Source organism: Mesorhizobium sp. WSM4841 (assembly GCF_055811515.1).
The window spans coordinates 238,281-261,476 of record NZ_JBVVQC010000004.1; the positions used below are offsets into that span (position 1 = coordinate 238,281).

Annotated in this window: 19 protein-coding genes; 6 read left to right on the top strand and 13 right to left on the bottom strand. The window is 62.9% G+C overall.

What is annotated here, in order from left to right:
• Nucleotides 1-20: 20 nt before the first annotated feature.
• Nucleotides 21-1,142: a cysteine desulfurase family protein gene (locus AC0L14_RS06795; protein ID WP_473488516.1), complete on the top strand. Its 1,122-nt coding sequence runs from the start codon at nucleotides 21-23 to the stop codon at nucleotides 1,140-1,142.
• Here the strand turns inward: AC0L14_RS06795 and secDF are convergent.
• Nucleotides 1,137-3,692 carry a protein translocase subunit SecDF gene (gene secDF / locus AC0L14_RS06800; protein ID WP_473488517.1) on the bottom strand — a complete coding sequence of 852 codons (2,556 nt, stop codon included), beginning with the start codon at nucleotides 3,690-3,692 and terminating at the stop codon, nucleotides 1,137-1,139. The genes AC0L14_RS06795 and secDF overlap by 6 nt on opposite strands.
• A 946-nt stretch (nucleotides 3,693-4,638) precedes the next feature.
• Here secDF and AC0L14_RS06805 point away from each other — a divergent pair.
• Nucleotides 4,639-5,715 carry a D-alanine--D-alanine ligase family protein gene (locus AC0L14_RS06805; RefSeq protein ID WP_473527073.1) on the top strand — a complete coding sequence of 359 codons (1,077 nt, stop codon included), beginning with the start codon at nucleotides 4,639-4,641 and terminating at the stop codon, nucleotides 5,713-5,715.
• Here AC0L14_RS06805 and AC0L14_RS06810 read toward each other — a convergent pair.
• Together AC0L14_RS06810 and AC0L14_RS06815 are read right to left on the bottom strand one after the other, a co-directional pair.
• A complete protein-coding gene (locus AC0L14_RS06810) occupies nucleotides 5,707-6,075 on the bottom strand; it encodes a hypothetical protein (RefSeq protein WP_473488519.1) in 369 nt (122 codons plus the stop codon). The two genes, AC0L14_RS06805 and AC0L14_RS06810, sit on opposite strands and share 9 nt — an antisense overlap.
• Nucleotides 6,076-6,194: 119 nt before the next feature.
• Nucleotides 6,195-7,127 carry an NAD(P)-dependent oxidoreductase gene (locus AC0L14_RS06815; RefSeq protein WP_473488520.1) on the bottom strand — a complete coding sequence of 311 codons (933 nt, stop codon included), beginning with the start codon at nucleotides 7,125-7,127 and terminating at the stop codon, nucleotides 6,195-6,197.
• Between the two features lie 137 nt (nucleotides 7,128-7,264).
• Here AC0L14_RS06815 and AC0L14_RS06820 point away from each other — a divergent pair, with 137 nt between their 5' ends.
• Complete coding sequence (locus AC0L14_RS06820; protein ID WP_473488521.1) at nucleotides 7,265-7,588, top strand: winged helix-turn-helix transcriptional regulator; 324 nt, start codon at nucleotides 7,265-7,267, stop codon at nucleotides 7,586-7,588.
• 33 nt (nucleotides 7,589-7,621) lie between these two features.
• Here the strand turns inward: AC0L14_RS06820 and AC0L14_RS06825 are convergent, their stop codons facing one another.
• On the bottom strand, nucleotides 7,622-8,554 hold the full coding sequence (locus AC0L14_RS06825; RefSeq protein WP_473488522.1) for a polysaccharide deacetylase family protein: 933 nt from the start codon (nucleotides 8,552-8,554) through the stop codon (nucleotides 7,622-7,624).
• Between the two features lie 281 nt (nucleotides 8,555-8,835).
• Nucleotides 8,836-9,975, bottom strand: coding sequence for a LacI family DNA-binding transcriptional regulator (locus tag AC0L14_RS06830; RefSeq protein WP_473488523.1), 1,140 nt, complete (start codon nucleotides 9,973-9,975; stop codon nucleotides 8,836-8,838).
• A 612-nt stretch (nucleotides 9,976-10,587) separates the two neighbouring features.
• Between AC0L14_RS06830 and AC0L14_RS06835 the strand changes: the two genes are divergently transcribed.
• The 3 genes from AC0L14_RS06835 to AC0L14_RS06845 all read left to right on the top strand — a co-directional run bounded on the left by AC0L14_RS06835 (nucleotide 10,588) and on the right by AC0L14_RS06845 (nucleotide 14,353).
• The gene (locus AC0L14_RS06835; RefSeq protein WP_473488524.1) at nucleotides 10,588-11,550 is read left to right on the top strand and encodes a sugar-binding protein; all 963 of its coding nucleotides are present in this window, start codon (nucleotides 10,588-10,590) and stop codon (nucleotides 11,548-11,550) included.
• 238 nt (nucleotides 11,551-11,788) lie between these two features.
• Nucleotides 11,789-13,333 carry a sugar ABC transporter ATP-binding protein gene (locus tag AC0L14_RS06840; RefSeq protein ID WP_473748982.1) on the top strand — a complete coding sequence of 515 codons (1,545 nt, stop codon included), beginning with the start codon at nucleotides 11,789-11,791 and terminating at the stop codon, nucleotides 13,331-13,333.
• Between the two features lie 24 nt (nucleotides 13,334-13,357).
• Nucleotides 13,358-14,353 carry an ABC transporter permease gene (locus AC0L14_RS06845; RefSeq protein WP_095494041.1) on the top strand — a complete coding sequence of 332 codons (996 nt, stop codon included), beginning with the start codon at nucleotides 13,358-13,360 and terminating at the stop codon, nucleotides 14,351-14,353.
• A 52-nt stretch (nucleotides 14,354-14,405) separates the two neighbouring features.
• On the opposite strand, the gene phnN is transcribed toward AC0L14_RS06845, so the two are convergent.
• The 8 genes from phnN to AC0L14_RS06885 form a co-directional block, all read right to left on the bottom strand.
• Entirely contained in the window at nucleotides 14,406-15,035 is a 630-nt protein-coding gene (gene phnN, locus AC0L14_RS06850; protein ID WP_473488526.1) for a phosphonate metabolism protein/1,5-bisphosphokinase (PRPP-forming) PhnN, read from the bottom strand.
• Nucleotides 15,032-16,171, bottom strand: a complete 1,140-nt coding sequence (locus tag AC0L14_RS06855) for an alpha-D-ribose 1-methylphosphonate 5-triphosphate diphosphatase (RefSeq protein WP_473488527.1) — start codon at nucleotides 16,169-16,171, stop codon at nucleotides 15,032-15,034. Before AC0L14_RS06855 ends, phnN begins: the two co-directional genes overlap by 4 nt.
• Before the next feature lie 92 nt (nucleotides 16,172-16,263).
• Nucleotides 16,264-16,971, bottom strand: a complete 708-nt coding sequence (locus AC0L14_RS06860; protein WP_473748983.1) for a DUF1045 domain-containing protein — start codon at nucleotides 16,969-16,971, stop codon at nucleotides 16,264-16,266.
• Between the two features lie 154 nt (nucleotides 16,972-17,125).
• Complete coding sequence (gene iolB / locus AC0L14_RS06865; protein ID WP_473748984.1) at nucleotides 17,126-17,938, bottom strand: 5-deoxy-glucuronate isomerase; 813 nt, start codon at nucleotides 17,936-17,938, stop codon at nucleotides 17,126-17,128.
• Between the two features lie 4 nt (nucleotides 17,939-17,942).
• A complete protein-coding gene (locus AC0L14_RS06870) occupies nucleotides 17,943-18,161 on the bottom strand; it encodes a DUF3329 domain-containing protein (RefSeq protein WP_473748985.1) in 219 nt (72 codons plus the stop codon).
• A 47-nt stretch (nucleotides 18,162-18,208) separates the two neighbouring features.
• On the bottom strand, nucleotides 18,209-19,126 hold the full coding sequence (iolE, locus tag AC0L14_RS06875) for a myo-inosose-2 dehydratase (protein WP_473748987.1): 918 nt from the start codon (nucleotides 19,124-19,126) through the stop codon (nucleotides 18,209-18,211).
• Between the two features lie 45 nt (nucleotides 19,127-19,171).
• Nucleotides 19,172-21,013, bottom strand: coding sequence for a 3D-(3,5/4)-trihydroxycyclohexane-1,2-dione acylhydrolase (decyclizing) (gene iolD, locus AC0L14_RS06880; RefSeq protein ID WP_473748988.1), 1,842 nt, complete (start codon nucleotides 21,011-21,013; stop codon nucleotides 19,172-19,174).
• Nucleotides 21,014-21,048: 35 nt separating this feature from the next.
• Nucleotides 21,049-22,983, bottom strand: coding sequence for a bifunctional 5-dehydro-2-deoxygluconokinase/5-dehydro-2-deoxyphosphogluconate aldolase (locus AC0L14_RS06885; RefSeq protein WP_473748989.1), 1,935 nt, complete (start codon nucleotides 22,981-22,983; stop codon nucleotides 21,049-21,051).
• Nucleotides 22,984-23,196: the final 213 nt, after the last annotated feature.

Here is a 23,196-nt window from a genome sequence, read left to right on the forward strand (position 1 = left end):
CGCGAAGGAGGCTCCCGGGCATGACATCGATCTACCTCGACTACAACGCCAGCACGCCGATCGATCCTTCGGTCACGGCTGCCATGCGGCCATATCTTGAAGAGGCTTTCGGCAATCCGTCGAGCGGCCATTGGGCGAGCATGCCGGCGAAGGCTGCGCTGGAGAAGGCCCGCTGCCAGGTTGCGGCGCTGCTCGACTGCGCACCCGACGAGATCGTGTTCACAAGTGGCGGCAGCGAGGCCAACAACCTGGCGATCAAGGGCACGTTCTTCGCCCTGCGGGACAAGGGCGAGCACATCGTCAGCACCACGGTCGAGCATCCGGCCGTTCTCGCTCCTTGCCGGTTCCTCGAGCAACAGCTCGGCGCGGCAGTGACCTATGTGCCGGTTGACAGCACGGGCCGGGTCGATCCCGAGGATGTGCGTCGTGCCATTACGCCGCGCACCATCCTGATCAGCGTCATGCACGCCAACAACGAGGTTGGCACGATCCAGCCGATCGAGGAGATCGGTGCCATTGCGCGGGAGCATGGCGTCCGGTTTCACACCGACGCTGCGCAGTCGGTCGGCAAGATTCCAACCAAGGTCGACACGCTTGGCGTCGATCTGCTGACCATCGCCGGCCACAAGCTTTACGCGCCGAAGGGTGTCGGTGCGCTCTATGTCCGAAGCGGGCTCAGGCTCGAGCCGCTGATCCATGGCGCCGGGCACGAACATGGCCGTCGCGCAGGCACCGAGAGCGCCTTGCTGGCGGTCGGCCTCGGCGCCGCCTGTGCGCTCGCCGGCGACCTGGAGCCGATGGCACGCGTCCGCGTGCTGCGTGATCGCTTTTGGGACGCGCTGCAGGAGAGTTTTGGCGACCGTGTCGCGCTCAACGGGCACCCTCAGCATCGCCTTCCCAACACGCTCAGCGTTTCATTCGTCGGCATGATCGGTGCCGAGGTGCTTTCGCGTCTCGACGGCGTCGCGGTGTCGACCGGTTCGGCCTGTCACGCCGGCCGGGTCGAGCTCTCCCCGGTGCTCACGGCCATGGGCGTGCCCGAGAAGCTCGGCATGGGCGCCGTTCGCTTCAGTCTTGGTCGAGCCACGACCAGCGCCGAAACCGACGCTGTCGTGGATCAGCTTCGAGCCGTCACATCATAAGGCCTGTCGCGCCGGCGGTTCTTTCGCCGCTGCGGTTTCCTCTGGGCTGAGGGCGCCCGGCCGGAGCTTGAACAGGATCAGCAGCGGCCCGGCGACGAAGATGGAGGAATAGGTGCCGGCGAGGATGCCGAAGATCATCGCGACCGTGAAGGACTGGATGACCTCGCCGCCCCAGATCGAAAGCGCCGCCAACGCAAACAGCGTGGTCACGCCGGTCAGGACCGTTCGCGCCAGTGTCTGGTTCATCGACAGGTCGAGCAGTTCGGCAATCGGCATCCTTTTATAGCGGCGCAGATTCTCGCGGACCCGATCATAGACAACAACCGTATCGTTGATGGAATAGCCGACGATGGTCAGGATCGCGGCTATCGAGGTCAAATTGAACTCTATGCCCGCGACGACGTAGAAGCCGACCATCAGGATCACGTCGTGGAACGTCGAAATGATGGCGCCGAGTCCGAACTGCCACTCGAACCTGATCCAGATGTAGACGAGCATCGCCAGCAGCGAGGCGAGCACGCCCATTGTGCCGTTGAACGCGAGTTCGGAGGACACTGTCGGACCGACAACCTCGATGCGGCGGAACTCGTAGTCGGTCTCGAGTGCGCTCCTCACTTTCTCAACGGCGGACTGTTCGGCAATGTCGCCGCCCCCCTGGGTGCCGATGCGGATCAGCACGTCCCGGGTCGACCCGAACTCCTGCACCTGCACCTCACCCAGTTCGAGGCCCGTCAGCCGCTCACGGATGTCGCCGATATCGGCCTGCTGGCCCTTTGCCTGCACCTCGATGCTCGAACCGCCGCGGAAGTCGATGCCGTAGTTCATGCCGACAGTGAAGAACAGCGCAGCCGAAGCGATCGACAATAGCAAGGACAGCGTGAAGGCGTACTTTCGGAATGCCATGAACGGCACCCGCGTGTCGTCGGGCACCAGGCGCATGACACCGCTGGGCATCGCTTTCGGGCGCTGCCGGCGAAGCCAGAATGCGACCAGCCAGCGCGTCAGCGTGAAGGCCGTGAACACGGTGGTGACGATGCCGATGGCGAGGGTGACGGCAAACCCCTTGATCGGCCCTGAGCCGAGGAAGAACAGGATGACGGCGGCGATCAGCGTCGTCACATTGGCATCGACGACGGTCGCCAGCGCCTGTTTGAACCCGGAATCCATCGACTGCACGATCGAGCGCCCTTGGCGGTTCTCTTCGCGGACGCGCTCGAAGATGATGACGTTGGAATCGACCGCCATGCCCATCGTCAGCACGATGCCGGCGATGCCAGGCAGCGTCAGCGTTGCCCCAAGAACCGACAGGACGGCGATGATCAGTGCGACGTTGGCCAGGAGCGCGACATTCGCGATCAGTCCCAGTCGCCCATAGGCGAACAGCATGAAGCCGACGACGAGGAACCCGGCGATGATCGACGCGAACTGGCCCGCCTCGATCGAATCGCTGCCGAGGCTCGGACCGACGGTGCGTTCCTCGACAATGGTGAGGTCGGCAGGCAGTGCGCCGGCGCGCAGCAGGACCGCAAGGTCGTTCGCGCTCTCCACCGTGAAACTGCCGGATATCTGCCCGGTGCCGCCCAGGATTGGTTCGCGGATCTGAGGCGCGGAGATCACCTCGTTGTCGAGGATGATCGCGAACAGGCGCCCGACATTGGCCTGAGTAGCCTGACCGAAGCGGGTGGCGCCGCGGCTGTCGAAGCGAAACGAGACCACCGGCTCGTTGGTGCGCTGGTCGAAGGTTGCCTGCGCGTCGACGAGGTTTTCGCCGGAGACGATGATCCGGTTCTCGATCAGATGGGGAACCCGCGGCTCGTCAGTCGAATACATCACCGTCGAGCCCGCCGGCGGGCGGCCGGAGATCGCCTCCTCGACCGGGATCGACTGGTCGACCATCTGGAAGGTCAGCTTCGCCGTCTGTCCGAGAATATCCTTCAGCCGCTGCGGATCCTGCAGGCCCGGCACCTGGACCATGATGCGCTCTGATCCCTGTCGCTGGATGATCGGCTCGGTCGTGCCGAGTTCGTTGACGCGTCGGCCAACCACCTCGATCGATTGAGTCAGCGCCGCGGCGATCCGGTAGTCGACCCCGGCTTCGGTCAGCGTAAAACGCAGCAGGCCCGGTTCCGGCTCGGCCATCTCCATCTCGGTCACCGAGCCGCTCATGAAAAGGCCGGTCGAGATCGGCTGTGTCAATCTTTCGAGTGCGGTCTTCGCAGCTTCGATCTGGCCTTGGTCGCGAATGCGGACCTGGATGGAATTGGCGGTGCCGGCAAGCCCGGTATAGCCGATCTGGGCATCGCGCAGCGATGTGCGGACCTCGTCGCGTGCCGATTCGAGGCGTTCGTTGGCGAGGTCCTGCCGATCGATCTGGAGCAGGATGTGCGAGCCGCCCTGCAGGTCTAGGCCCAGCGTCAGTTGCTGCTTTGGCAGCCAATTCGGCAGCGATGCCAGAGTGGAGGCGGGAACCAGATTGGGAGCTGCGTACAGGATACCGGCTAGGACCGTCAGCCAGATGAGAATGGTCTTCCAGCGCGAAAAATGCAGCATGTTCTTGTCCGTTCAGCCCATATCGGGCGGAAACCGCCTCCGACAAGAGCTTTGGCGTTCCGATCGGCGAGCAACTCGGCGAGAGCCCGAACGAAACGCGATGTGAAAGTTTTGGGAGTCGGGGGCCGCGGTCGCGCGGCCAGGATCATGCCGGGAGAAGCGGAGGCGCGCGCGCATCGAAGGCGCGGATCGGCGACAGTTTGGGCCGGTCTTCAGACCCTATTCCAAACGATGCGGCTGACGCGGTTTCGAGCGGCAGGCGCAAATCCGGGATTATGCAAAAGGGCTTGCCGTTTCCCGCAATGGCAGGCGTTCCCGTTTTGAAACGGGAAGTCTCAGCACCAAGGTGGCGCGCAATGCCACGGGCAATGATGATAGTCGGGTGTGTGACTGGTTTGGACGCAGCGAGCCTCATTTGCTCTTTGGCCTGTCCGACCTGGTCGGCTGTTGCCGCAGGAATGGTCCAGATCAGAAAGAGTAACGAAGCGAGCAGCCGCAGGCCAGCACCCGCGCTGAGCAGAACGCCGGGCCTTGTGCTAGCCTGTCTTGGACCGCTTCGTCTCATCTCACCGGTACGGCTCTCATAACACTGCGACTAATACGCTTTCGCCTTCGTTGCCTCAGTAAGCGGCAGGCCGCACTCTTTGTCTAACTACAGCACTTGCATTGCGAATTGAAGCGCACCTTTCACGGACTCAAAGGCGTTGGCCGATGCGCTTCCTTTTCGACGAGGAGCACAAAGGAGGAGGCCGCTCCAGAGCACCACTCGATGTAGCTTGGAGTAGGCGCGTACACTCCTATACGAATAACCAACGAGAAGAATGCCCCGAACAGGGCTCATCTGCCTAGCTTTCCTGGCTTTCTCGGGGAACGTTCAGGCTGCGCGCCGGGACGCGGCCTAACGTGCCACTGCCGGTATTCCTGCCAGACCATTTTGGAGACGCTCATGGCCGACACCTCGAAAAGACTGCGTATTGCCGTGCTCTTTGGCGGACGCTCCGCCGAGCATGACGTTTCGGTGCTGTCGGCAACCAACATCATGCGTGCGCTGGAACCCGCGAAATACGATGCCGTTCCCGTCTTCGTCACCGGCGAAGGACAATGGCTGCTGAGCAGCTTCGAGAATGGCACGCTGGCGAAACCATCGAGCGGTACCGAAGTCTGCCTCGTGCCGGGCGGGCAGGGACGGATGATGGCGATCCCGACCCGTGGCGCGGCCCACGAACTGCCTGACGTCGACATCCTGTTTCCCGCCCTTCACGGCCTCCACGGCGAGGACGGCTCCGTGCAGGGGCTGGCGGAAGTGGCGCGCGTGCCGCTCGCCGGCTGCGGCATTCTCGGTTCGGCCGCAGCCCTCGACAAGGACATTGCCAAGCGGCTGCTGAGTGAGGCGGGCTTGCCCGCAGCGCGGTCCGTCACAATCCACCACGGCGGCGCGCCGGCCTTTGCGGAACTGCAGAGCGCGCTTGGGCTTCCGCTTTTTATCAAACCGGCCCGGCAGGGCTCCTCTGTCGGCGTCAGCAAGGTTTCGGCTGAAAAAGACTATGAGGCAGCGCTGACAGAAGGCTTTAGGCACGACCGCAAGCTGCTGGCCGAAGAATTCATTCGAGGCCGCGAGATCGAGTGCAGCGTGCTGGAGGATACGGAAGGCGGCCTCTTCGTTTCCCGTCCCGGCGAGATCGTGCCGGCACAGAGCCACGGTTTCTACAGCTACGACGCCAAATATATCGACGAGCACGGCGCAGCGCTGAAAGTCCCGGCCGAACTGCCGCAGGAGATCGAAGGCAGTATCCGCGCGATGGCGGCAAAGGCCTTCCGTGCGGTCGGCTGCGACGGCATGGCCCGCGTTGATTTCTTCGTGACGCCGGACATGCGCGTCCTCATCAACGAGCTCAACACCATTCCCGGTTTCACCGATATCAGCATGTATTCCAAGGCGATGGCGGCAAGCGGCGTCAGCTATTCCGAGATCATCGATCGGCTGGTGGCGCACGGGCTGGCACGCGCTGGTCGATCAGCTTGACCGTGCCAACGGCCCAAAAAAGCCGATGATACGCGTTATTCGCTTCTGGCCAGAGTCGAGGAAGGCTATGTCCAAACCCTCAGGGAAGGACGATCCATCAGGCACCACAAACTTCCACGCAAAGCGTGCGATCCCATGATGAACATCCACGTCACTTGTCCGTAGGATGCGGGCACCGGGATGCTTGGCCAGAACTCTTGCGATGTGCGCGAGCAGTTCTTCCGCGCCAGTCGCATGGACTGTAGGATCCGTGTATGTCGCGCCATCGCTCCAGATCGGTAACAGCAACGCCCGCCGCTGCTCGGCGTTCTGATCGGACCAAGCAGCACAATACGAATCGATGAGAAGCGTCAAAGGCATTCTATTCCCCTAATGTAGGCCACTGGTCTGACTCGGCCGACGCTCGGACAACAAAGCCCGAACCCGTCGGCCGACGGCAAAGCGTGGTCCGCCTCAATAAGGCCGGAGACCAAATCCGCTCAGCCAGCCAGAAGGGATCCCTCGCGCGGTCCGGATCGGAGAGATCTCTTATCCGGACTTTCCAGAAATTGCGATAACGCCGCGAAATCATCATGTAGGTGGCCAGCTGCAATCGCCCGTTGGAAGATTGCGTCGTAACTGTCGACCACGGAGCGGTCGATCTTGCGCGCCTCCATCAGCTCCAGGAGATGCTGGAATGCGCCGTAATGCGGGGAGATCGACGAGAGCGTCTCGTCGTCGCTGGCAAACCGGCCAGCATTCGTCCGGTTGATGAGGTCGGCGACAAGCCCGTCAACAACAGGCGCTGTTGCGGTCCACTGCCGTCCCAACTCGCCCAGGTCGATCTCTTCGGCCTGACACACGGCGATCGCATGCAGCGTGCCGAACAGCGCGCCCCACATGAGAGCAAGCAACGCGCTATCAATTGCGTTCGCACGTCCCGGCTCTTCCCCGATATGCTGTACATTGCCGCCCAAGGCACGAAACATCTCCTCGTTCGCGTCGAAAGCCTGCCTTGGCCCCGAGATCAGTATCGTCCCGGCATCAGTGCCGATGAAATCCGGCGTGGCCATGATCGCGCCATCGAGATAGCTGGCTCCGTGCGCAGCAAACCATTCAGCGGCTTCGCGTGCGCCATGCGGCGTTCCCGAAGTGAGTTCCACGACCAGCTTGCCGCGAATGGCTGAAGCAACGGCATCGTCGTGCAGAACTGCAGCGGTTGCCTGGTAGTCGCTTACGTTCACAATGATAATTTCAGCCGCATTGACAGCTTCCAGGACGGACCCCGCGACAGTGGCGCCGAGCGCGGCCAGCGGTTCGGCCTTCTGTTTCGTCCTGTTCCAGACCGTCGTCCGATATCCCGACCGGAGCAGGGCGCGGGCGAGCGCCGATCCCATACGACCCGTCCCCACAACGCTGATTGAAAGCTTCATTGCAACACTCCATACCAATAGATGCCAATAGGCGCGCGGCCATGGTTTTGCCGTCAAGGGCAGAGGTATGTCGGAGTGAATGGCGCGCACAATACGCACCTGGAGGTAAGTGGTTACCCAAAGGTAAGGAGAGCATCATGAATAAGCCGACGGGCAATTGCGGCTTCGCAATCGCGATCAAGGCGATCGAAGGGAAGTGGAAAGTGGATATTCTTTGCGAGCTTGGAACGGCATCTCGCAGGTTCGGCCGGTTGAGGCAGTCGATTCCGGCGATCAGTGAAAAGATGCTAACGCAGCAATTACGCGAACTGGAGGCTGACGGGCTTGTGAACCGAGAAGTCTATCCGGGATCGCCGACTAAGGTCGTCTATTCGTTGACGGAAAGCGGAGCGGCGCTCAATGCTGGAGCAGAGGCGTTATGCCGTTGGGGTGAGCAATTCCCTTCCCGCACCGATGCTTGAGGATGCCGTTCGCCGCGCGAGTTGGACGTTGGTTCATGGCGCTTCGCCGTCGGCCGGAAACAGCGACAACCAATACCGGGCGATATCGTTGCGGCGCATGAAGACGGCCTCCGGCCTGGACAGAACCGTCTCGATTATGCCTTCCAGTGCCGCAGCCCGGTTGGGCTGGCCGGTCCATCGCGCATGGACGGCTATCGTCATCATGCGCGCGCCTTCTTCCCTGGCTTCCCTGATCAGGAAGTCCAGATAGGCTTCGACGTTGTCGACGAAGTCCTTCGGCGTCACATAGCCGGGGCTGACCAGATAGCGGCTGTCGTTCAAGGTCTTGGAATAGGGGACGACCAGAAGGCGCCCGTTCTGTGCCGGCACGAAATAGGGCAGGTCGTCGTTGCACGGATCCGAATCGTACAGGAAGCCGCCTTCCTCGATCAGGATGTCGCGCGTGTTGACGCTGGGAAAGGAACGGCTGTTCCAGCCGATCGGCCGCTCGCCGAGCATCTCGATGAACAGCGCGACGGCGCGCTGCAGATGGCCGCGCTCCTCGTCACGGCTCAGGGTCCATTGTTCGGTCCAGCGCAGGCCATGGCCGAGCAGATCGTGACCCGATTGGCGCAGCCATGCCGTCACCTCCGGGTTGCGCCGCAGCGCCTCGGCACAGCTCGAGATCGTGGCGTGGACACCGTGTCGCTCGAGCAGTCTGGCGATGCGCCAGATGCCGACGCGGCTGCCATACTCGAAATGCGTTTCGGTGCCGAGATCGCGGATGCCGGCCGGCGCCGACAACGGATATTCGCCCCAGCCATCGCTATGGTCGTCGCCCTCAAACAGCGAATATTCCGACCCTTCCTCGTAGCAGACCACGAGATTGACTGCGATCAGACGTCCATCCGGCCAGATGATCTGCGGCGGCCGCCGGCCGTAACCGACGAAATCGCGCAGCGGGCCATGGCGATGCTGGAGCTTCATGGCAGTATAACTCCTGGCGGGTTGCCGATCCGGGTCAGCGAGGAAATCGGGCTCGAGGGCCGGCGCGGAACGGCGACCCAGATCAGATTTACCCTTGGATCCAGGATTTCGCCACAACCAGACTGCAGCAAACCGTATGTCAAACCGCAGAACTCGGGATACAAGAATCCCGATCCACCATGCCAGGCGACAATTTCGGGGCCAACCGCCCTTTGCGGGGCGCTTGTCTGGCCTGGAGCGGCATCAGTACGGCGTATGCATTGATGGAAGTCTGGAGGTGCTCAGCGGGCTGTCAGTCCGTGTGTGCGCCCAGGCGCCACAGCACTGACCGATTCCCGCTCGACCAGCGGGCATTCAAGCTTGGTAATGGGGTAGCGGCCGCGGCCGGGCGGTGCAGGGACTTCCAATTGCTCGATCGCCCATTGCCCCATCGCCATATGCGGCAGGATCGACGTCGTCAAAGGCGGGAACAGATGCCGGGCAATTTCCTCGTCGTCATAGCCGATCACCGAAATATCTCCAGGGATGTGCAGGCCGGCTTCTTTCAGCGCTTCGTAGCAGCCGATCGCGGTGCGGTCGTTCTGGCAGAAGATGGCGGTTGGGCGGTCCTTGAGCGCCAGAAGCTTGACGGTCGCAGCGTAGCCGGCGCTCGCCGACCAGTCGCCCTCGACCACCAGCTCCGCATCGAACGGGATGTCGGCCGTCGCCAGCGCCCGGCGGTAGCCCTTCAACCGATCCTGCGCCGCATGCATCCACGGCTCGCCGGTGATGGTGGCGATACGGCGGTGGCCATGGCTGATCAGGTGGCGGGTGGAGCTCTGCCCGCCGGCGATTTCGCTCGGCACCACGGCGGGGAAGGCGTAGTCGGCGGTATAGCAATTGAGCAGGATGACAGGGATATCGAGGTCGTAGAGATAGTCGGGCGCGGCGATCTCGCGCGTGAAGATGGTCATGTAGATCAGCGCCGAAATGCCTCGCTTGGTCAGTGCCGCAATCGCGCGCGGCTCCATGACGGAATCACCCAAAGTCTGAGCGACCAGCACGACGTTCCCGGCATTCCACGAGGCCTGGCGCGCCCCTTCTATGGCGACGACCGCTTCGGGACTGGTCGCCAGTTGATCGACCGCGAAGCCGATCACCCCGTCCAGACCTTCGAACGAGGCGATAGGGCTGCGAAGAGCAGAGAAGGCTGGTGGCGCATAGCCGAGACCCCGCGCGGCCTCGATCACCCTTTCGCGGGTCTGCTGCGAGAGCCTTATGCCCGGCGTGTTGTTGAGGACGAACGAAACCGTTGCCTGCGAGCAGCCGGCGGCCCTGGCGATATCGGTCATGGTGACGCGACCCTTGGGATTCTTAGCCGATGGCTTTCGGCGCCGGGAGGCTTCAAGGGCAGGATCGCGCAGATCCGTCGGTTCGCTCATGGCATTGTGTTCCAAATTCCCGGCTTGGCTAGCCAGAGGTCGTCCTGGACGTCATTAAGGACGGTAGGGCGGCCGACGACGCTTAACGTTTATAAAACAGGCACTCGATTAATCACTATTATCATCCTGGCAGCCGAATGGCTAGCAGCGCGGAGAGAGCGATACGCGGTTTCTGGAAGATCGATTTCTGGGAATGTGATCCGATTTCAAGGCCGTTAGATGGCTTCGGAAGCCTCCCTTTCTCACCACACGGCAGGCAGACCATTCGCCAGCGGCACCAGGTTTCCAACCAGAGACTAATACTATTTACTAATAGGCGTGAGCGTTCTATTGTCAATTCGTCATGCCCGGCTCGGGACTGAACGGGCCATGACGGGAAGCAGGCGCGTGGCGCGGCATCCGCGGCTCTTGGGCCGGCAAAGCAACACCACGCAATTACGGAAATGTCAGACAAATCCGACTATACGAACAGCCAATGAGTCTCTAAAGTCCAAAATCGCGGCTGGAATGGCGCCGTTCTTTCGCTGCCAGCACCCCTTGAGGAGGAGGCGTCCAGCCGCATTCGACAAGTTCAGATCAGCGAAAATGACTGAATCAAATGGGAGGTTGAACATGAAATCTGCGATACGAAATGCGTCCGTCGCTGCCGCGGCCTTGGCTCTCGGCCTGTCCATCACGGCGATTGCCCGTGCCCAGGATAAACCGACGCTGGCCTTCGTCGTCAACGGCGCTTCCGATTTCTGGAAGGCGGCCGAAGCCGGCGTCAAGAAGGCCCAGGCCGAACTGCCCGACTACAATCTCGAGCTCAAATATCCGGAGCAGTCATCGGTCGCCATCCAGCAGCGGCTGATGGACGATCTGGTGACGGCCGGCGTCAAGGCGATCATGGTTTCGGCCGTCGATCCCAAGACGTCTACCGACGGGCTCAACAAGATCGCCTCGGAGACGGCGCTGTTCACCACCGACAGCGACGCGCCGCAGACCAAGCGGGTCGCCTATATCGGCTCGTCCAACATCGATGCCGGCAAGCAGGCGGCCGAGATCGCCAAGAAGGCGATGCCCGACGGCGGCAAATGCCTCGGCTTCGTCGGCCTGCTCGGCGCCGATAATGCCAAGGAGCGCATCGAAGGCATGAAGGAAGGGCTCGCCGGCACCAAGATCGAGCTGATCGACGTTCGTGGCGACGACATCGACCAGGCCCGCGCCAAGAAGAACGTCGAGGACGCGCTGGTCGCCAGCCCCGACGTCACCTGCATGGTCGGCTTCTATTCCTACAACACGCCGCGCATCTATGAAGCGCTGCGCGACGCCGGCAAGCTCGGCCAGATCACGGTCGTCGGCTTCGACGACGATCCGATCACGCTGGGCGGCGTCAAGGAAGGCACTGTTGCCGCCACCGTCGTGCAGCAGCCCTTCGAATGGGCCTATCAGGGCATGAAGCTGATGGCCGCATATCTCAAGGGCGACAAGTCGGGCGTTCCCGCCGACGGATTGATCATCGTGCCGACCAAGATCATCGGCAAGGACGACGTCGACGACTATGCCGCCAATCTGAAGGCGATGTCCGGCAACTGATGGAGGCAGGTGGCAACAGCTTGTCGGTGTTTGCGCTGCCCCTCATCCGCCTGCCGGCACCTTCTCCCCGTGTGGCGACGGGGACTTGGCCGCAGCGCTGGCGACCCCCTCTCCCCGTTCTTCACGGGGAGGGTAAGGGTGAGGGGCAGCGCCAAACCTTCAGCGGATTGTCCTGCTTATTGTTGACGGGCCTGCACAGGCCCGTCAGTCTTTAGCCCGCCAACTGCTGTCAGGCGTGATGAATTATTCCGACGCATCCATCGGCGCATCCACGACCGCCCCGTTCCTCAGTCTCGAGGGCGTGCGCAAGACCTATCCCGGCGTGGTCGCGCTGGACGGGTTTTCGATGGAGGTCAGGCCCGGCGAGGTCATCGGCCTCGTCGGCGAAAACGGCGCCGGCAAGTCGACGCTGATGAAGATCCTCGGCGGCGTGACCACCCCTGACACCGGCACGATCACCGTCGACGGCATCGCCCATGACGGGCTGACCGTCGAAGCCAGCATCGGTTCCGGCATCGCCTTCGTTCATCAGGAACTCAACCTGTTCGAGAACCTCGACGTTGCCGCCAACATCTATTTCGGCCGCGAGCCTTTGCGCGCCGGTCCGCTTAGGCTTGTCGACCGCGCCAGGCTGCGCGCGCTGTCGGCGCCGCTGCTCAAACGCCTGGGCGCCAATTTTTCGGCCGACACGCCGGTATCGACGCTATCGCTTGCCCAGCAGCAGATGGTCGAAATCGCCAAGGCGCTGTCGATCGAGGCAAGGTTGGTGATCCTCGACGAGCCGACGTCGAGCCTGCCACTTGCCGAAACCGACAAGCTGCTCGATGTCATCAAGGCGCTGAAGGCGGAGGGCATCAGCGTCATCTTCATCTCGCACCGTCTTCACGAGGTTGAGCGGGTCGCCGATCGCGTCGTCGTGCTGAGGGACGGTATGCTTGCCGGCACGCTGGCGAAGAACGCCATCAATCACGACCAGATGGTCAAACTGATGATCGGCCGCATGCTGAAGGAGAGGGAGAAGGCGGCAGAATCGGCGCGCCCGCCCGGCACCGTCGCCCTGTCGGCCAAAGCCATTCGCAGCAGCGCCTATCCCGACCGACCGGTCGATCTCGGCGTCAGGCATGGCGAAATTCTTGGCCTGGCGGGTCTTGTCGGCTCCGGCCGGACCGAACTGGCGCGCGTGCTTTTCGGCATCGAGAAGAGCCTTGGCGGTGCGCTCCAGCTTGATGGAAAGGATCTGGTTCTTGGTTCGGCCGCCGACGCCGTCTCCAACGGGATTTTCCTCGTCCCCGAGGATCGCAAGCTGACCGGAATTCTGCTCGACCTGTCGATTGCCCAGAATATTTCGCTCCCCAATCTTTCGGCGCATGCCCGGCGGTTCCTGGTTTCTGCCAGCGCCGAAGCCGTCACCGCCGAGAAGCAGAAGCGCAATCTCGGCGTCAAAGCGCCCTCGGTGGCGACGCGCACCGGCACGCTGTCCGGCGGCAACCAGCAAAAAGTCGTGCTGGCCAAATGGCTGGCCATGAACCCCAGGGTGATGATCCTCGACGAGCCGACGCGCGGCATCGACATCGGCGCCAAGGCCGAGATCTACGGGCTGATGCGGGCGCTGGCCGATGCCGGCGTCGCCGTGCTGATGATCTCCAGCGACATGGAGGAGGTGATCGGCGTCTCCGACCGCATCGCCGTTATGCATGAGGGCCAGATCTCAGGCATTCTCGACAAGGAACAGTTCAGCCAGGAAAACGTGCTGCTGCTGGCCGTGGGCAAGCAGCCGAAATAATTCGAGGGCATTGGGGAGAAGACGATGAGCAAGAAAGATCTCGGCCTGCTGATCCTGATCCTCGTGGTGGGGGCGGTGGTGGCGATCATCAATCCGCGCTTCCTGCTGCCGATCAACCTCGCCAACACCTCGAACCTGATTGGGCTGTTCGGCATACTGGCGATCGGCCAAGCTTTCGTCATCATCACCGGCGGCATCGAATTGTCGGTCGGCTCGGTGGTCGCGCTGCTCGGCGTCCTGTTCGTCGATTTCATCGCCACGCGGGGCATGGCATGGCCGGTCGCGCTGCCGCTGATCCTCGTGCTCGGCGGCATCATCGGGCTGGCACATGGCTGGCTGATCACGCGGCTCAAATTGCAGCCTTTCGTGGTGACGCTGTGTGGCCTCTTGATCTATCGCGGCGTCGCGCGGTTCTACACTGCCGACGGCACGGCGGGCTTTGCCTTCGGACAGAACTTTCCGGAACTCGAGTTCCTGACCGCCGGGCGATCCTATGGCGTGCCGAACAGCTTCATCGCGCTGATCGTCATCGCCATCGTGATGTGGGTGGTGCTGCACCGTTCGGTGTTCGGCCGCTACCTCTACGCCATCGGCAAGAACGAGGAGGCGGCGAAATATTCCGGCATCCGCACCGGCCGCGTCGTCATGGCCGCCTATGTCATCTGCGGCGTGCTGACGGCGCTGTCGGCGATCTATTTCGCGATGTACACGCGCTCGATCTCGCCGGCCAGCCACGGCCAGTTCTACGAACTCTACGCCATTGCCGCAGCCGTGCTAGGCGGCTTCTCGCTGCGCGGCGGCGAGGGCTCGCTGATCGGCGTCATCCTCGGAACGGTCCTGCTGCAGGAACTCCAAAACCTCGTCAACCTGCTCGGCATCCCCTCCTCGCTCAATTTCGCGGTGATGGGCGGGGTAATCCTCATCGGCGTATTGGTCGACCAGCAATGGGGCGTGTACCGGGAGCGGCGGCTGATGCTGGAGGCAACCCGCAAGGGCACGGCTGGTGCGGCAGCGGAATAACCGCACCGCCTCTTCCTTCTCCCACAAGTTAGCGGAGAAGGTACGGGGCAGCTTAGATTAAGCCCGACATGTCGGAGAAGGCCATCGCCTTGCGCAGCACGTCGGCAAAGCGCTCGCCGGCCGCTTCGCGCGGGCCGCTATTGTCGATCGAGGTGACGCCTGGTCCGGACAACGCCACATTGGCGCTACGCGCCAGCCGCGCCAGCACTTCGCCGCGCGACTCGCGGCCGCGCATCGCCAGCCGCTCGGCCAGGATTCCCGGCGATGCGGTGATCTCGACGATCGCCAGATTGGCATAACGATCACGCAGCGCCGGGATGATGGCGCGGGAGACATTGGCGATGGCGACGCGGCCGTTGGCGACCGACCGGTCGACTTCAGCCGGGATGCCGTAGCGCAAGCCATGCGCCTCCCAGGAGATGGCGAAGGCGCCATCCGCTTCCGCCTCGACAAAGGCCGCATCGGCAAGCGTGTCGTGATCCTCGCTTGCCGTGTCGCTCGGCCGGGTGATGACCCGGCGGACGAACTCCAGCCGCGTCCCGTCGGCAAACAGCGACCGGGCATAGCCGATCACCGTGTCCTTGCCGGCGCCGCTCGGGCCGACGACGGCGACGAAGACCCCGTCGCGGATCGGAAACGCCGCGGCCGACAATTCACGCTCGATCGACGCCGGCGCCATCATGCGACCCGGCGTCCCTGCCGCCAGACGGTGCGGACAACCGGGACATGGTCGTCGAGACGTACCCGAACCACATCGGCGCGCCGGCCCTGTTCGATGACGCCGCGGTCGGCGAGGCCGACTGCCTCGGCCGGGTTCTTCGAGACCATGGCGACCGCTTGAGGCAGGGAAATGCCGTCGACTACGTCGCCGAGGAAAAACGCCGACTGGATCAGGCTGAAGGGAATGTAATCGGACGACAATATGTCGAGCAGGCCTTCGCCGGCGAGCGTGCGGGCCGAAACATTGCCCGAATGCGAGGCGCCGCGCATGACGTTCGGGGCGCCCATCAGCACCCCGAGCCCTGCCGCCTTCGAAGCTTTTGCGGCCTCTTTGGTGGTCGGGAATTCGGCGACGCGGACGCCTTGTTCGATCGCCTCGCCGACATGGCCGGTCGTGGCGTCGTCATGGCTGGCCAGCACGATGCCGCGCTGATGGCAGGCAGCAGCGATGAAGGCGCGGTTCGGCCCAGAATTCGTCCCCGACTCCGCCATCCGCTTCTCACAGAATTGCTGGAATTCGCGATCCGTCAGCTTCAGCTTGCGCTGGTAGTAATAGGCATAGGTTTCCAAATCGACGAACTGGCGCTGTCCCGGCGCATGGTCCATCAGCGACGCCAGCTTGATCCTGTCATCGCCGTCAAAATGCGCGAAGGCTGCGAGGCAATCCGGCGCCGAAACCTCGCAGCGCAGATGGATGAAATGGTCGGCCCGCAGCCGGTCCTGCTGGACGCTGTCCTCGATCGCATCGGCCAGCTTGCGCATGTCGGCCGAATTCATGTCGGCGTCGTCGTCCATGCCGACGCGCAAGGCATCGAGCACGGTGGTGATGCCGGCGGTCGCCACTTGCGCGTCGTGAGCGAGCACCGCGGCGATCGGGTTCCAGCGCACTTTCGGCCGCGGCGCGTAATGGCCTTCGAGGTGGTCGGTGTGAAGCTCGACCAGCCCGGGAATGATGAAATCGCCGCCCATGTCCTCGCCGCTCCGGCCGGCGCCGGCGTCGATCCCGGCGATCAAGCCGTCGCGCAGCACGATCGACCCTTCGATGATCTCGTCGGCAAGCACGATGCGGGCATTGTTGAGAACGGTCTCGGCGGTCATTTCAGGCAGTCCTTGGAGCATTTTGCAGCCGATTGGAATCACCGATTGGGTGAATTGGCGTCGCACAAATGCGGTTAAAACAAATAGCCATTTCAGGCAGTTTTTCTGGCCGGGCGGCGCCCGAGCGCGTGATGGGAAAGCACCATGAACGGGGCGCCAGGTTCGGTTTCGACAAACAGGGTCAGTGCGTCCACCGGCAGCGGGCGTTGCAGGACCTGCGCAAACAGGCTGTCGATTGCTGCGCGAAGACGAGGGCTTTCCTGTGACGAGACACGGCCGGACAGCGTCATATGGAACCGGAAGGTCCCGAAGACGTAGGGGTAGCCCCACTGGCAGAGATTGCGGAATTCAGCCGGCTTCAGCGAGTCAGGGCTGCGCCGTTCGATCTCAGCCTCGCTCAGCGGCGCGCGAAAACGGTCGAAGTCGCGCACCACGTCGTCGGCGAAGCGGTTGAGCGCCGGCAGCGGTGCTTCCGGCACCAGCGCGAAGAAGCCGTCGATCTGGCTGACGACCAGCCGTGGGATCGTCACCACCGGCGTCGTCTCGGCGAAATCGTCCAGCGCCGCGCGAAGCGAGGCCTCCGTCTCGTTCGGGGCCAGCCGGAAGGGCGCCTTCAGCGTCGCATGGAAGCCGTAGCGGCGCGCCGAAGCGGTATGAAAGGCGACTTCCGCCGCCGACAGCTTGCCTACGGCCTCGACCGGCCTTGTGGCGGCGCCGAATGGGTCGCGGCCGAGCCAATTGGCGGCGATCCGCGCCAGCGGTTCGTCCTGCCGGGGGGTGAAATAGATAGCGTAGCGCATCGAAAGTCCTCGTCAACTCCCGCTGCCATAGGCGATTTGCATGACGAAATGACGAAGCTGATGATCGCTCCTGATAACAAAGTTGTTCAGGCGGGTCATTAGCCGACGATTTTTTCGCTTTGGGCCAGTTTGCCGACCCGAAAGAGCCGCGCGATCAGCTCTTCATCAGCCATTCGTGCTCGGGCGCGTTGTGGAACTTCCACGTCCGCTTCGGTCCGGCCATGACGTTGAGATAGTAGAGGTCATAGCCATGGCAGGCGGCGCAAGGGTGATAGCCTTTTGGCACCAGCACGACGTCGCCGTCCTCGATCGCCATCGCCTCATCGAGCGAACGAGCGCCATTCCTGTCGGCATCCGTGTAGACGCGCTGGAAGGCGAAGCCCTGTGGCGGGCTGAGCCGGTGATAGTAGGTCTCCTCGAGATAGGACTCATCAGGCAGATTGTCCTGGTCATGCTTGTGCGGCGGGTAGCTCGACGTATGGCCACCCGGCGTGATGACCTCGACCACCAGCAATGAATCGGCCGGCTTGCCTTCCGGCAGGATGTTGGTGACATAGCGCGTGTTGGTGCCTTTGCCGCGAACCTCCTGGCCGAGATCCTTCGGCGCGATGACGCGGACGGGCAGGCCGCCGCCAAGCCCAGGCGCCGAGCAGACGGCGAGTTCGAGATCGGTGTCGGCAGTCACCGACCAGTCAGAGCCCTGCGGCACATAGACCGACCAGGGCTTGCCTTCGAAGGGCGACATGCGTTCGCCGAGCAGGCCGAGATCCTTGGCGCCCGCCCTAGCCTTGCCCTTGCCGGTGACGAACACCAGGCAGACTTCACGATCCGCTGTCTGCCCGGAGGCTGTTTCGCCTGGCCGCAACCGATGCAGATCGAAACCGACATAGGTCCAGCCGGCGCTTTGCGGCGTCACATGGGCGACGCGGCCATGGCCCTTATCGGCTTTGACGAGCAGTTTCGACATGGCATCATTCCTTCGGTTCGGTGTCGGCCGAAGCCTTGTCCCCGTCGGCCGGCTTGTAGAGATAAAAGAACTGCCAGACGGCATAGCCGGCGAAGCCGAGCGCGATCGTGCCCCAGAACGGTGCGCCGGTGGCAAACTCGACCACCGCCCAGGCCAGGCAGACCGCGACGATGGCAACGCGCCGCCACAGAGGCCGGAAGAACGGATGCTCAGAGTCCTTCATCGGATCAATCCGGGCATCGGATCAGCCATTCGCCGGGAATACTGTATTCAAGCATTGGGGAAGCCCTGTGTTTCAACCGTGTAGCCTGCGGCCGTCATCACCCGCATCAATTCCTTGTAGCCGACTTGCGCCATCTTGAGCGGCGGATTCTTTCTTGGGTCCTGCTCGGCCTCGACCACGAACCAGCCTTCATAACCATAGTTCGCCAGCCTTTCCACAATGGCGCCAAAATCCAGCGAGCCATCTCCCGGTACCGTGAAGGCGCCGAGCGCCACGGCATCGAGGAAGGATTGCTTCTGGCGGTCGAGTTTCTCGATCACCTCCATGCGCACGTCCTTCACATGCACGTGGTTGATGCGCCGGTGATGGTTGTCGATGGCGCGCAGCACGTCACCGCCGGCAAAAGCCAGATGTCCGGCATCGAGCAGCAAGGGAATGCCTTCGCCGGAGTAGCGCATGAACGCATCGAGTTCGGGCTCCGTCTCGACCACCGCCGCCATATGGTGGTGGTAGGAGAGCGGCATGCCTTGCTCCGCGCACCATTCGCCAAACTGCGTGAGACGCTGCGCATAGGCCTTCATCTCGTCGTCCGAAAGCCTGGGCTTGGTGGCGAGCGGCTTCGAGCGATCGCCCTGGATGGAGCGGCCGACCTCGCCATAGACGATACAAGGTGCGTTCACCGCCTTGAACAGATCGATCATCGGCTGGATGCGATCCTTGTTCTTGGCCATGTCTTCATCGACCAGCGTACCGGAGAACCAGCCGCCGCAAAGCGTGACGTCGGCCTCCTTCAGGATCGGCAGCATGATTTTTGGATCGCTGGGAAAACGGCGGCCCATTTCCATGCCGGTGAAGCCCGCCGAGCGCGACTGCGCCAGGCATTCCTCCAGCGACACGTCATCGCTGAGTTCCGCAAGATCGTCGTTCCACCATGCAATGGGGGACATGCCCAGTTTGGCTCTCAAGTCGTTACTCCAGTTCAGGCCTTAGGATCAGCTTCACAGACGGGCTCAAGGCCGCCCGCTCAGCGCTTCCTCGTATTTCTTGCGCGCCGCGTTCACTTGCGGGCGCACCGAGACTTCCGGCACGGCAACATCCCACCAGCTTCCACCGGCTTCGGTCGAAACCAGCGGATCGGTGTCGATGACCAGCACGGTTGTCCTTGTATTTTTCTTCGCTTGCATCAGCGCCGTTTCCAGCCCGGCGATCGACGAAACTTTTTCAGCGATCGCGCCCAGGCTCGATGCATGCGCGGCGAAGTCGATATCGGGCAGAACCTCGTGGCGGGCGTCCTTCAGCAGATTGTTGAAGTTGGCGCCGCCGGTCGCCATCTGCAGCCGGTTGATGCAGCCATAGCCTCTGTTATCGAGCAGCACGATGGTCAGCTTGTGGCCGAGCATCACAGACGTAGCAATCTCGGAGTTGAGCATCAGATAGGAGCCGTCGCCGATCATGACGACGACTTCCTCGTCGGGCTTGGCCATCTTGACGCCGAGCCCGCCTGCGATCTCGTAGCCCATGGTCGAGAAGCCGTATTCGGCATGGTAGGAGCCGGGCGCGCCCGCCTGCCAGAGCTTGTGCAATTCGCCCGGCAGGCCGCCGGCAGCATGAAGCAATATCACGCCGGAACCCATGCCGCGCTGAACGGCGCCGATCACCTGCGCGTCGGACGGATAGGCGGCATTGGTCGACGCCGTCACCTTGCCGGCATCGGCCTGCCAGTCCTTCTTGCCCCTGGCCGCATTGTCGGTCCAGGCAGGAGGCGCCTTCCAGCCCTCCAGCGCCGCACCGAGCTCGGCGAGCCCTTCCGCCGCATCAGTGACGAGCGGCAGCGCCTGGTGCTTTCCCGCATCGAAAGGCTGAACGTTCAGCCCGATGATGGTTTTGCCGGAATTCTTGAACAGCGCCCAGGAACCGGTGGTGAAATCCTGCAGCCTGGTGCCGACGGCAAGCACCACGTCGGCTTCTTCGGCCAGCCTGTTGGCCGCCGAGGTACCGGTGACGCCGACCGCTGCCATGTTGAGCGGATGATCGTCCGGCAGCGATGATTTGCCGCCCTGTGTCTCACAGACGGGCATGCCGGCGTCCTGCACCAGCTTAGCCAATTCACCCGATGCCTGCGAATAAAGCACGCCACCGCCGGCAATCACCAATGGCTTCTTCGCACCCTTCAGCGCCGCCACCGCGGCTGCCAGTTCTTGGCGGTCCGGGCGCGGCCGGCGCTGATGCCAGACCCGTTCGGCAAAGAAGCTTTCGGGGTAATCATAGGCCTCGGCCTGCACGTCCTGGCAGAGCGACAGCGTCACCGGCCCGCATTCAGCCGGATCGGTCAGCACCTGCATGGCGCGGCTGAGCGCCGGGATGATCTGCTCGGGCCGGGTGATGCGGTCGAAATAGCGCGACACCGGTCGGAAGCAGTCATTGACCGTCGCCGTGCCGTCGGAGAAATCCTCGGCCTGCTGCAGCACAGGGTCGGGGATGCGATTAGCGAAGACGTCGCCAGGGAGAAACAGGACGGGCAACCTGTTTACATGCGCAAGTGCTGCCGCCGTCACCATGTTGAGGGCGCCGGGGCCGATCGAACTGGTCGCCGCCATGAAGCGGCGCCGGAAATTGGCCTTGGCATAGCCGATCGCCGCATGCGCCATCGCCTGCTCATTATGGGCGCGGAAGGTCGGCAATTCGTCACGCACCTGATAGAGCGCTTCGCCGACGCCGGCGACATTGCCGTGGCCGAAGATCGCCCAGACGCCGCCGAAGATCGGCATTTTTTTGCCGTCGATCTCGGTCATCTGGCGAGCAAGAAAGCGGGTCAGCGCCTGCGCCATCGTCAGGCGGATCGTCTTGGTCATCTTGTTTTCCTCCGCAGTCCTTATGCCGCGCCTTCTTATGCTGCTTTGCGGCCGCGCGCGGCAAGCCATGCCTCGGTCAGTCTCTCGAAGCGTGATGCCATGTCGGCCACCGCCTCCTCATCCGACATCTTGCCGGCAAGCCATTGTTCGGCTGCGTTGATGAAGATGGTGCGGCCGACGGCGAAGCCCTTGACGATGGGCGCTTTGGCGGTGGCGGCAAAGGCGGCTTCCAGCTCGTCCTGCGGCGCTTCCAGGCCGAGCAGCACAATGCCGCGGCACCATGGATCGTTCTTCAGGATCACCGCCTCGATCTTGGCCCAAGCGCCGGCCGAAGCCTGCGGTTCGAGCTTCCACCAGTCGGGCTTGATGCCAAGCGCATAGAGTTCTTCCAGCGCGCGCGGGATCGTCGTGTCGTCGAGTTCGCCGTGCTTGCCGGCAATGATCTCGATGAGAAGTTCTCTGCCCACTTTCCGCGCGGCCTCGAACAGGCTTTTGAGCTTCTGCTGCTGTTCGGTTTTCAGCGGCTCCGGGTCGTCGGGGTGATAGAAGCACAGGCACTTGATGCAATGGTCGACCGGCCACTCGATCAACTGCGAGCCGATGTCCTGCGAGAATTCGAAACGAAGCGGCCGAGATCCCGGCAGCTCGACCGGCCGGCCAAGCCAGGCGAAGGAATGGCGGGCGAATTCGAACATCGCCTCGCGGCCGTATTTCTCGTCGAGCAGCATGCCATAGCCGGCGCGGCCGGCAGCAACCCTCGCCGCCGCCTTGACCGTCAGCACCTTGAAATCATGGATGCGCGACGGGTCGGCACCGGCCTTCGCCGCGATATCGTCGAGTTGGATACGGTGGTCGCAAGCCAGCGCCATCAGCGAGGGAATGTCGCGCCTGCGCGTCGTCGCCCAATGGATATGGTTGATCGCCGCGTCCTTGCGCAGCGCCAGATGCCTGCTGCCGTTCTTCAGGAAGAACTGCAATTCCTCGAAGGTCGGGTATTCCGGCGCGCAGAGCAGCCGCGACACGGCGAAAGCGCCGCAGGCATTGGCCCAGGTCGCCGCCGTCTCCAGGCTTTCGCCGCCGAGCCAGCCGCGCAGGAAGCCCGACATGAAGGCGTCGCCGGCGCCGAGCACATTGTAGACCTCGATCGGAAAGCCCTTGCCGACAATGCCGTCTTCGAGATCGTCGCTGATCGGCCCGTCATAAACGATGCAGCCCATGGCGCCGCGCTTCAAGACGATGGTGGCCTTGGACAGCGAGCGGATCGTCATCAGCGCACTCAGGCAATCGTCAGTGCCGGAGGCGATCATGATCTCTTCTTCGGTGCCGACGATGAGGTCGCAGTCGGGCAGCACTGTCTTCAGCTGGGCGGAGACCCGGTCGGATTTTACGTAGCGTTCGAACCCTTCGGCATGGCCGGCAAGGCCCCAGAGATTCGGCCGATAGTCGATGTCGAACACCACCTTGCCGCCCTTGGCCTTGATAGTGCGGATCGCCTTGCGCTGTGCGGCATCGCTGTTGGGGCGCGAAAAATGTGTGCCGGTGACGACGATGGCACGCGCCGAGGCGATGAACGCTTCGTCGATGTCGTCTTCCGCAAGCGCCATGTCGGCGCAGTCAGTGCGGTAGAAAATCATCGGCGAGACGCCTTCGTCCTCGACCGACAGCAGCACCAGCGCCGTCAGCCGGTCCGGGTCGGTCCTGAGGCCGGCCACGGAAACGCCTTCGCGCGTCAGCTGCTCGCGGATGAAGCGGCCCATCTGCTCGTCGCCGACGCGGGTGAGCAGCGCCGAGCGCAAGCCGAGCCTCGCCGTGCCGACCGAAATGTTGGCCGGACAGCCGCCGACCGACTTGGCAAAGGAGGTGATGTCCTCCAGGCGCGAGCCGATCTGCTGGCCATAGAGATCGACGGAGGCGCGGCCAATGGTGATAACGTCGAGCGGCGCATGTTTCGCGTCCACGGCTTCGCCCATTCGAACCTCCCATCAGCCTTGTTGTCTTGGGTAACACGCGCGAGCGGCAGCGTGGCGCCGGCAATATGAAATAATAATTCCAATCCATAGTCAATATGGAACACGTATTCCTTTGCTGAAAAGTGCCGCGCAAGGCATGTACGGTGAAACTTTCAAATCAGAAGAAAGTCGTCGAGTATCTGCCACCAGAGCGCCCCGCGGATGTCAACACGG

Coding starts and splice junctions, on each gene's coding strand:
- AC0L14_RS06830 (WP_473488523.1), bottom strand. CDS start 9,975: ATGAGCGAACCGACGGATCTGCGCGATCCTGCCCTTGAAGCCTCCCGG.
- phnN (WP_473488526.1), bottom strand. CDS start 15,035: ATGATGGCGCCGGCGTCGATCGAGCGTGAATTGTCGGCCGCGGCGTTT.
- AC0L14_RS06860 (WP_473748983.1), bottom strand. CDS start 16,971: ATGCGCTACGCTATCTATTTCACCCCCCGGCAGGACGAACCGCTGGCG.
- AC0L14_RS06840 (WP_473748982.1), top strand. CDS start 11,789: ATGAATTATTCCGACGCATCCATCGGCGCATCCACGACCGCCCCGTTC.
- AC0L14_RS06870 (WP_473748985.1), bottom strand. CDS start 18,161: ATGAAGGACTCTGAGCATCCGTTCTTCCGGCCTCTGTGGCGGCGCGTT.
- AC0L14_RS06805 (WP_473527073.1), top strand. CDS start 4,639: ATGGCCGACACCTCGAAAAGACTGCGTATTGCCGTGCTCTTTGGCGGA.
- AC0L14_RS06885 (WP_473748989.1), bottom strand. CDS start 22,983: ATGGGCGAAGCCGTGGACGCGAAACATGCGCCGCTCGACGTTATCACC.
- AC0L14_RS06815 (WP_473488520.1), bottom strand. CDS start 7,127: ATGAAGCTTTCAATCAGCGTTGTGGGGACGGGTCGTATGGGATCGGCG.
- secDF (WP_473488517.1), bottom strand. CDS start 3,692: ATGCTGCATTTTTCGCGCTGGAAGACCATTCTCATCTGGCTGACGGTC.
- AC0L14_RS06845 (WP_095494041.1), top strand. CDS start 13,358: ATGAGCAAGAAAGATCTCGGCCTGCTGATCCTGATCCTCGTGGTGGGG.
- AC0L14_RS06855 (WP_473488527.1), bottom strand. CDS start 16,171: ATGACCGCCGAGACCGTTCTCAACAATGCCCGCATCGTGCTTGCCGAC.
- iolD (WP_473748988.1), bottom strand. CDS start 21,013: ATGACCAAGACGATCCGCCTGACGATGGCGCAGGCGCTGACCCGCTTT.
- AC0L14_RS06825 (WP_473488522.1), bottom strand. CDS start 8,554: ATGAAGCTCCAGCATCGCCATGGCCCGCTGCGCGATTTCGTCGGTTAC.
- AC0L14_RS06820 (WP_473488521.1), top strand. CDS start 7,265: ATGAATAAGCCGACGGGCAATTGCGGCTTCGCAATCGCGATCAAGGCG.
- AC0L14_RS06835 (WP_473488524.1), top strand. CDS start 10,588: ATGAAATCTGCGATACGAAATGCGTCCGTCGCTGCCGCGGCCTTGGCT.
- iolB (WP_473748984.1), bottom strand. CDS start 17,938: ATGTCGAAACTGCTCGTCAAAGCCGATAAGGGCCATGGCCGCGTCGCC.
- AC0L14_RS06810 (WP_473488519.1), bottom strand. CDS start 6,075: ATGCCTTTGACGCTTCTCATCGATTCGTATTGTGCTGCTTGGTCCGAT.
- AC0L14_RS06795 (WP_473488516.1), top strand. CDS start 21: ATGACATCGATCTACCTCGACTACAACGCCAGCACGCCGATCGATCCT.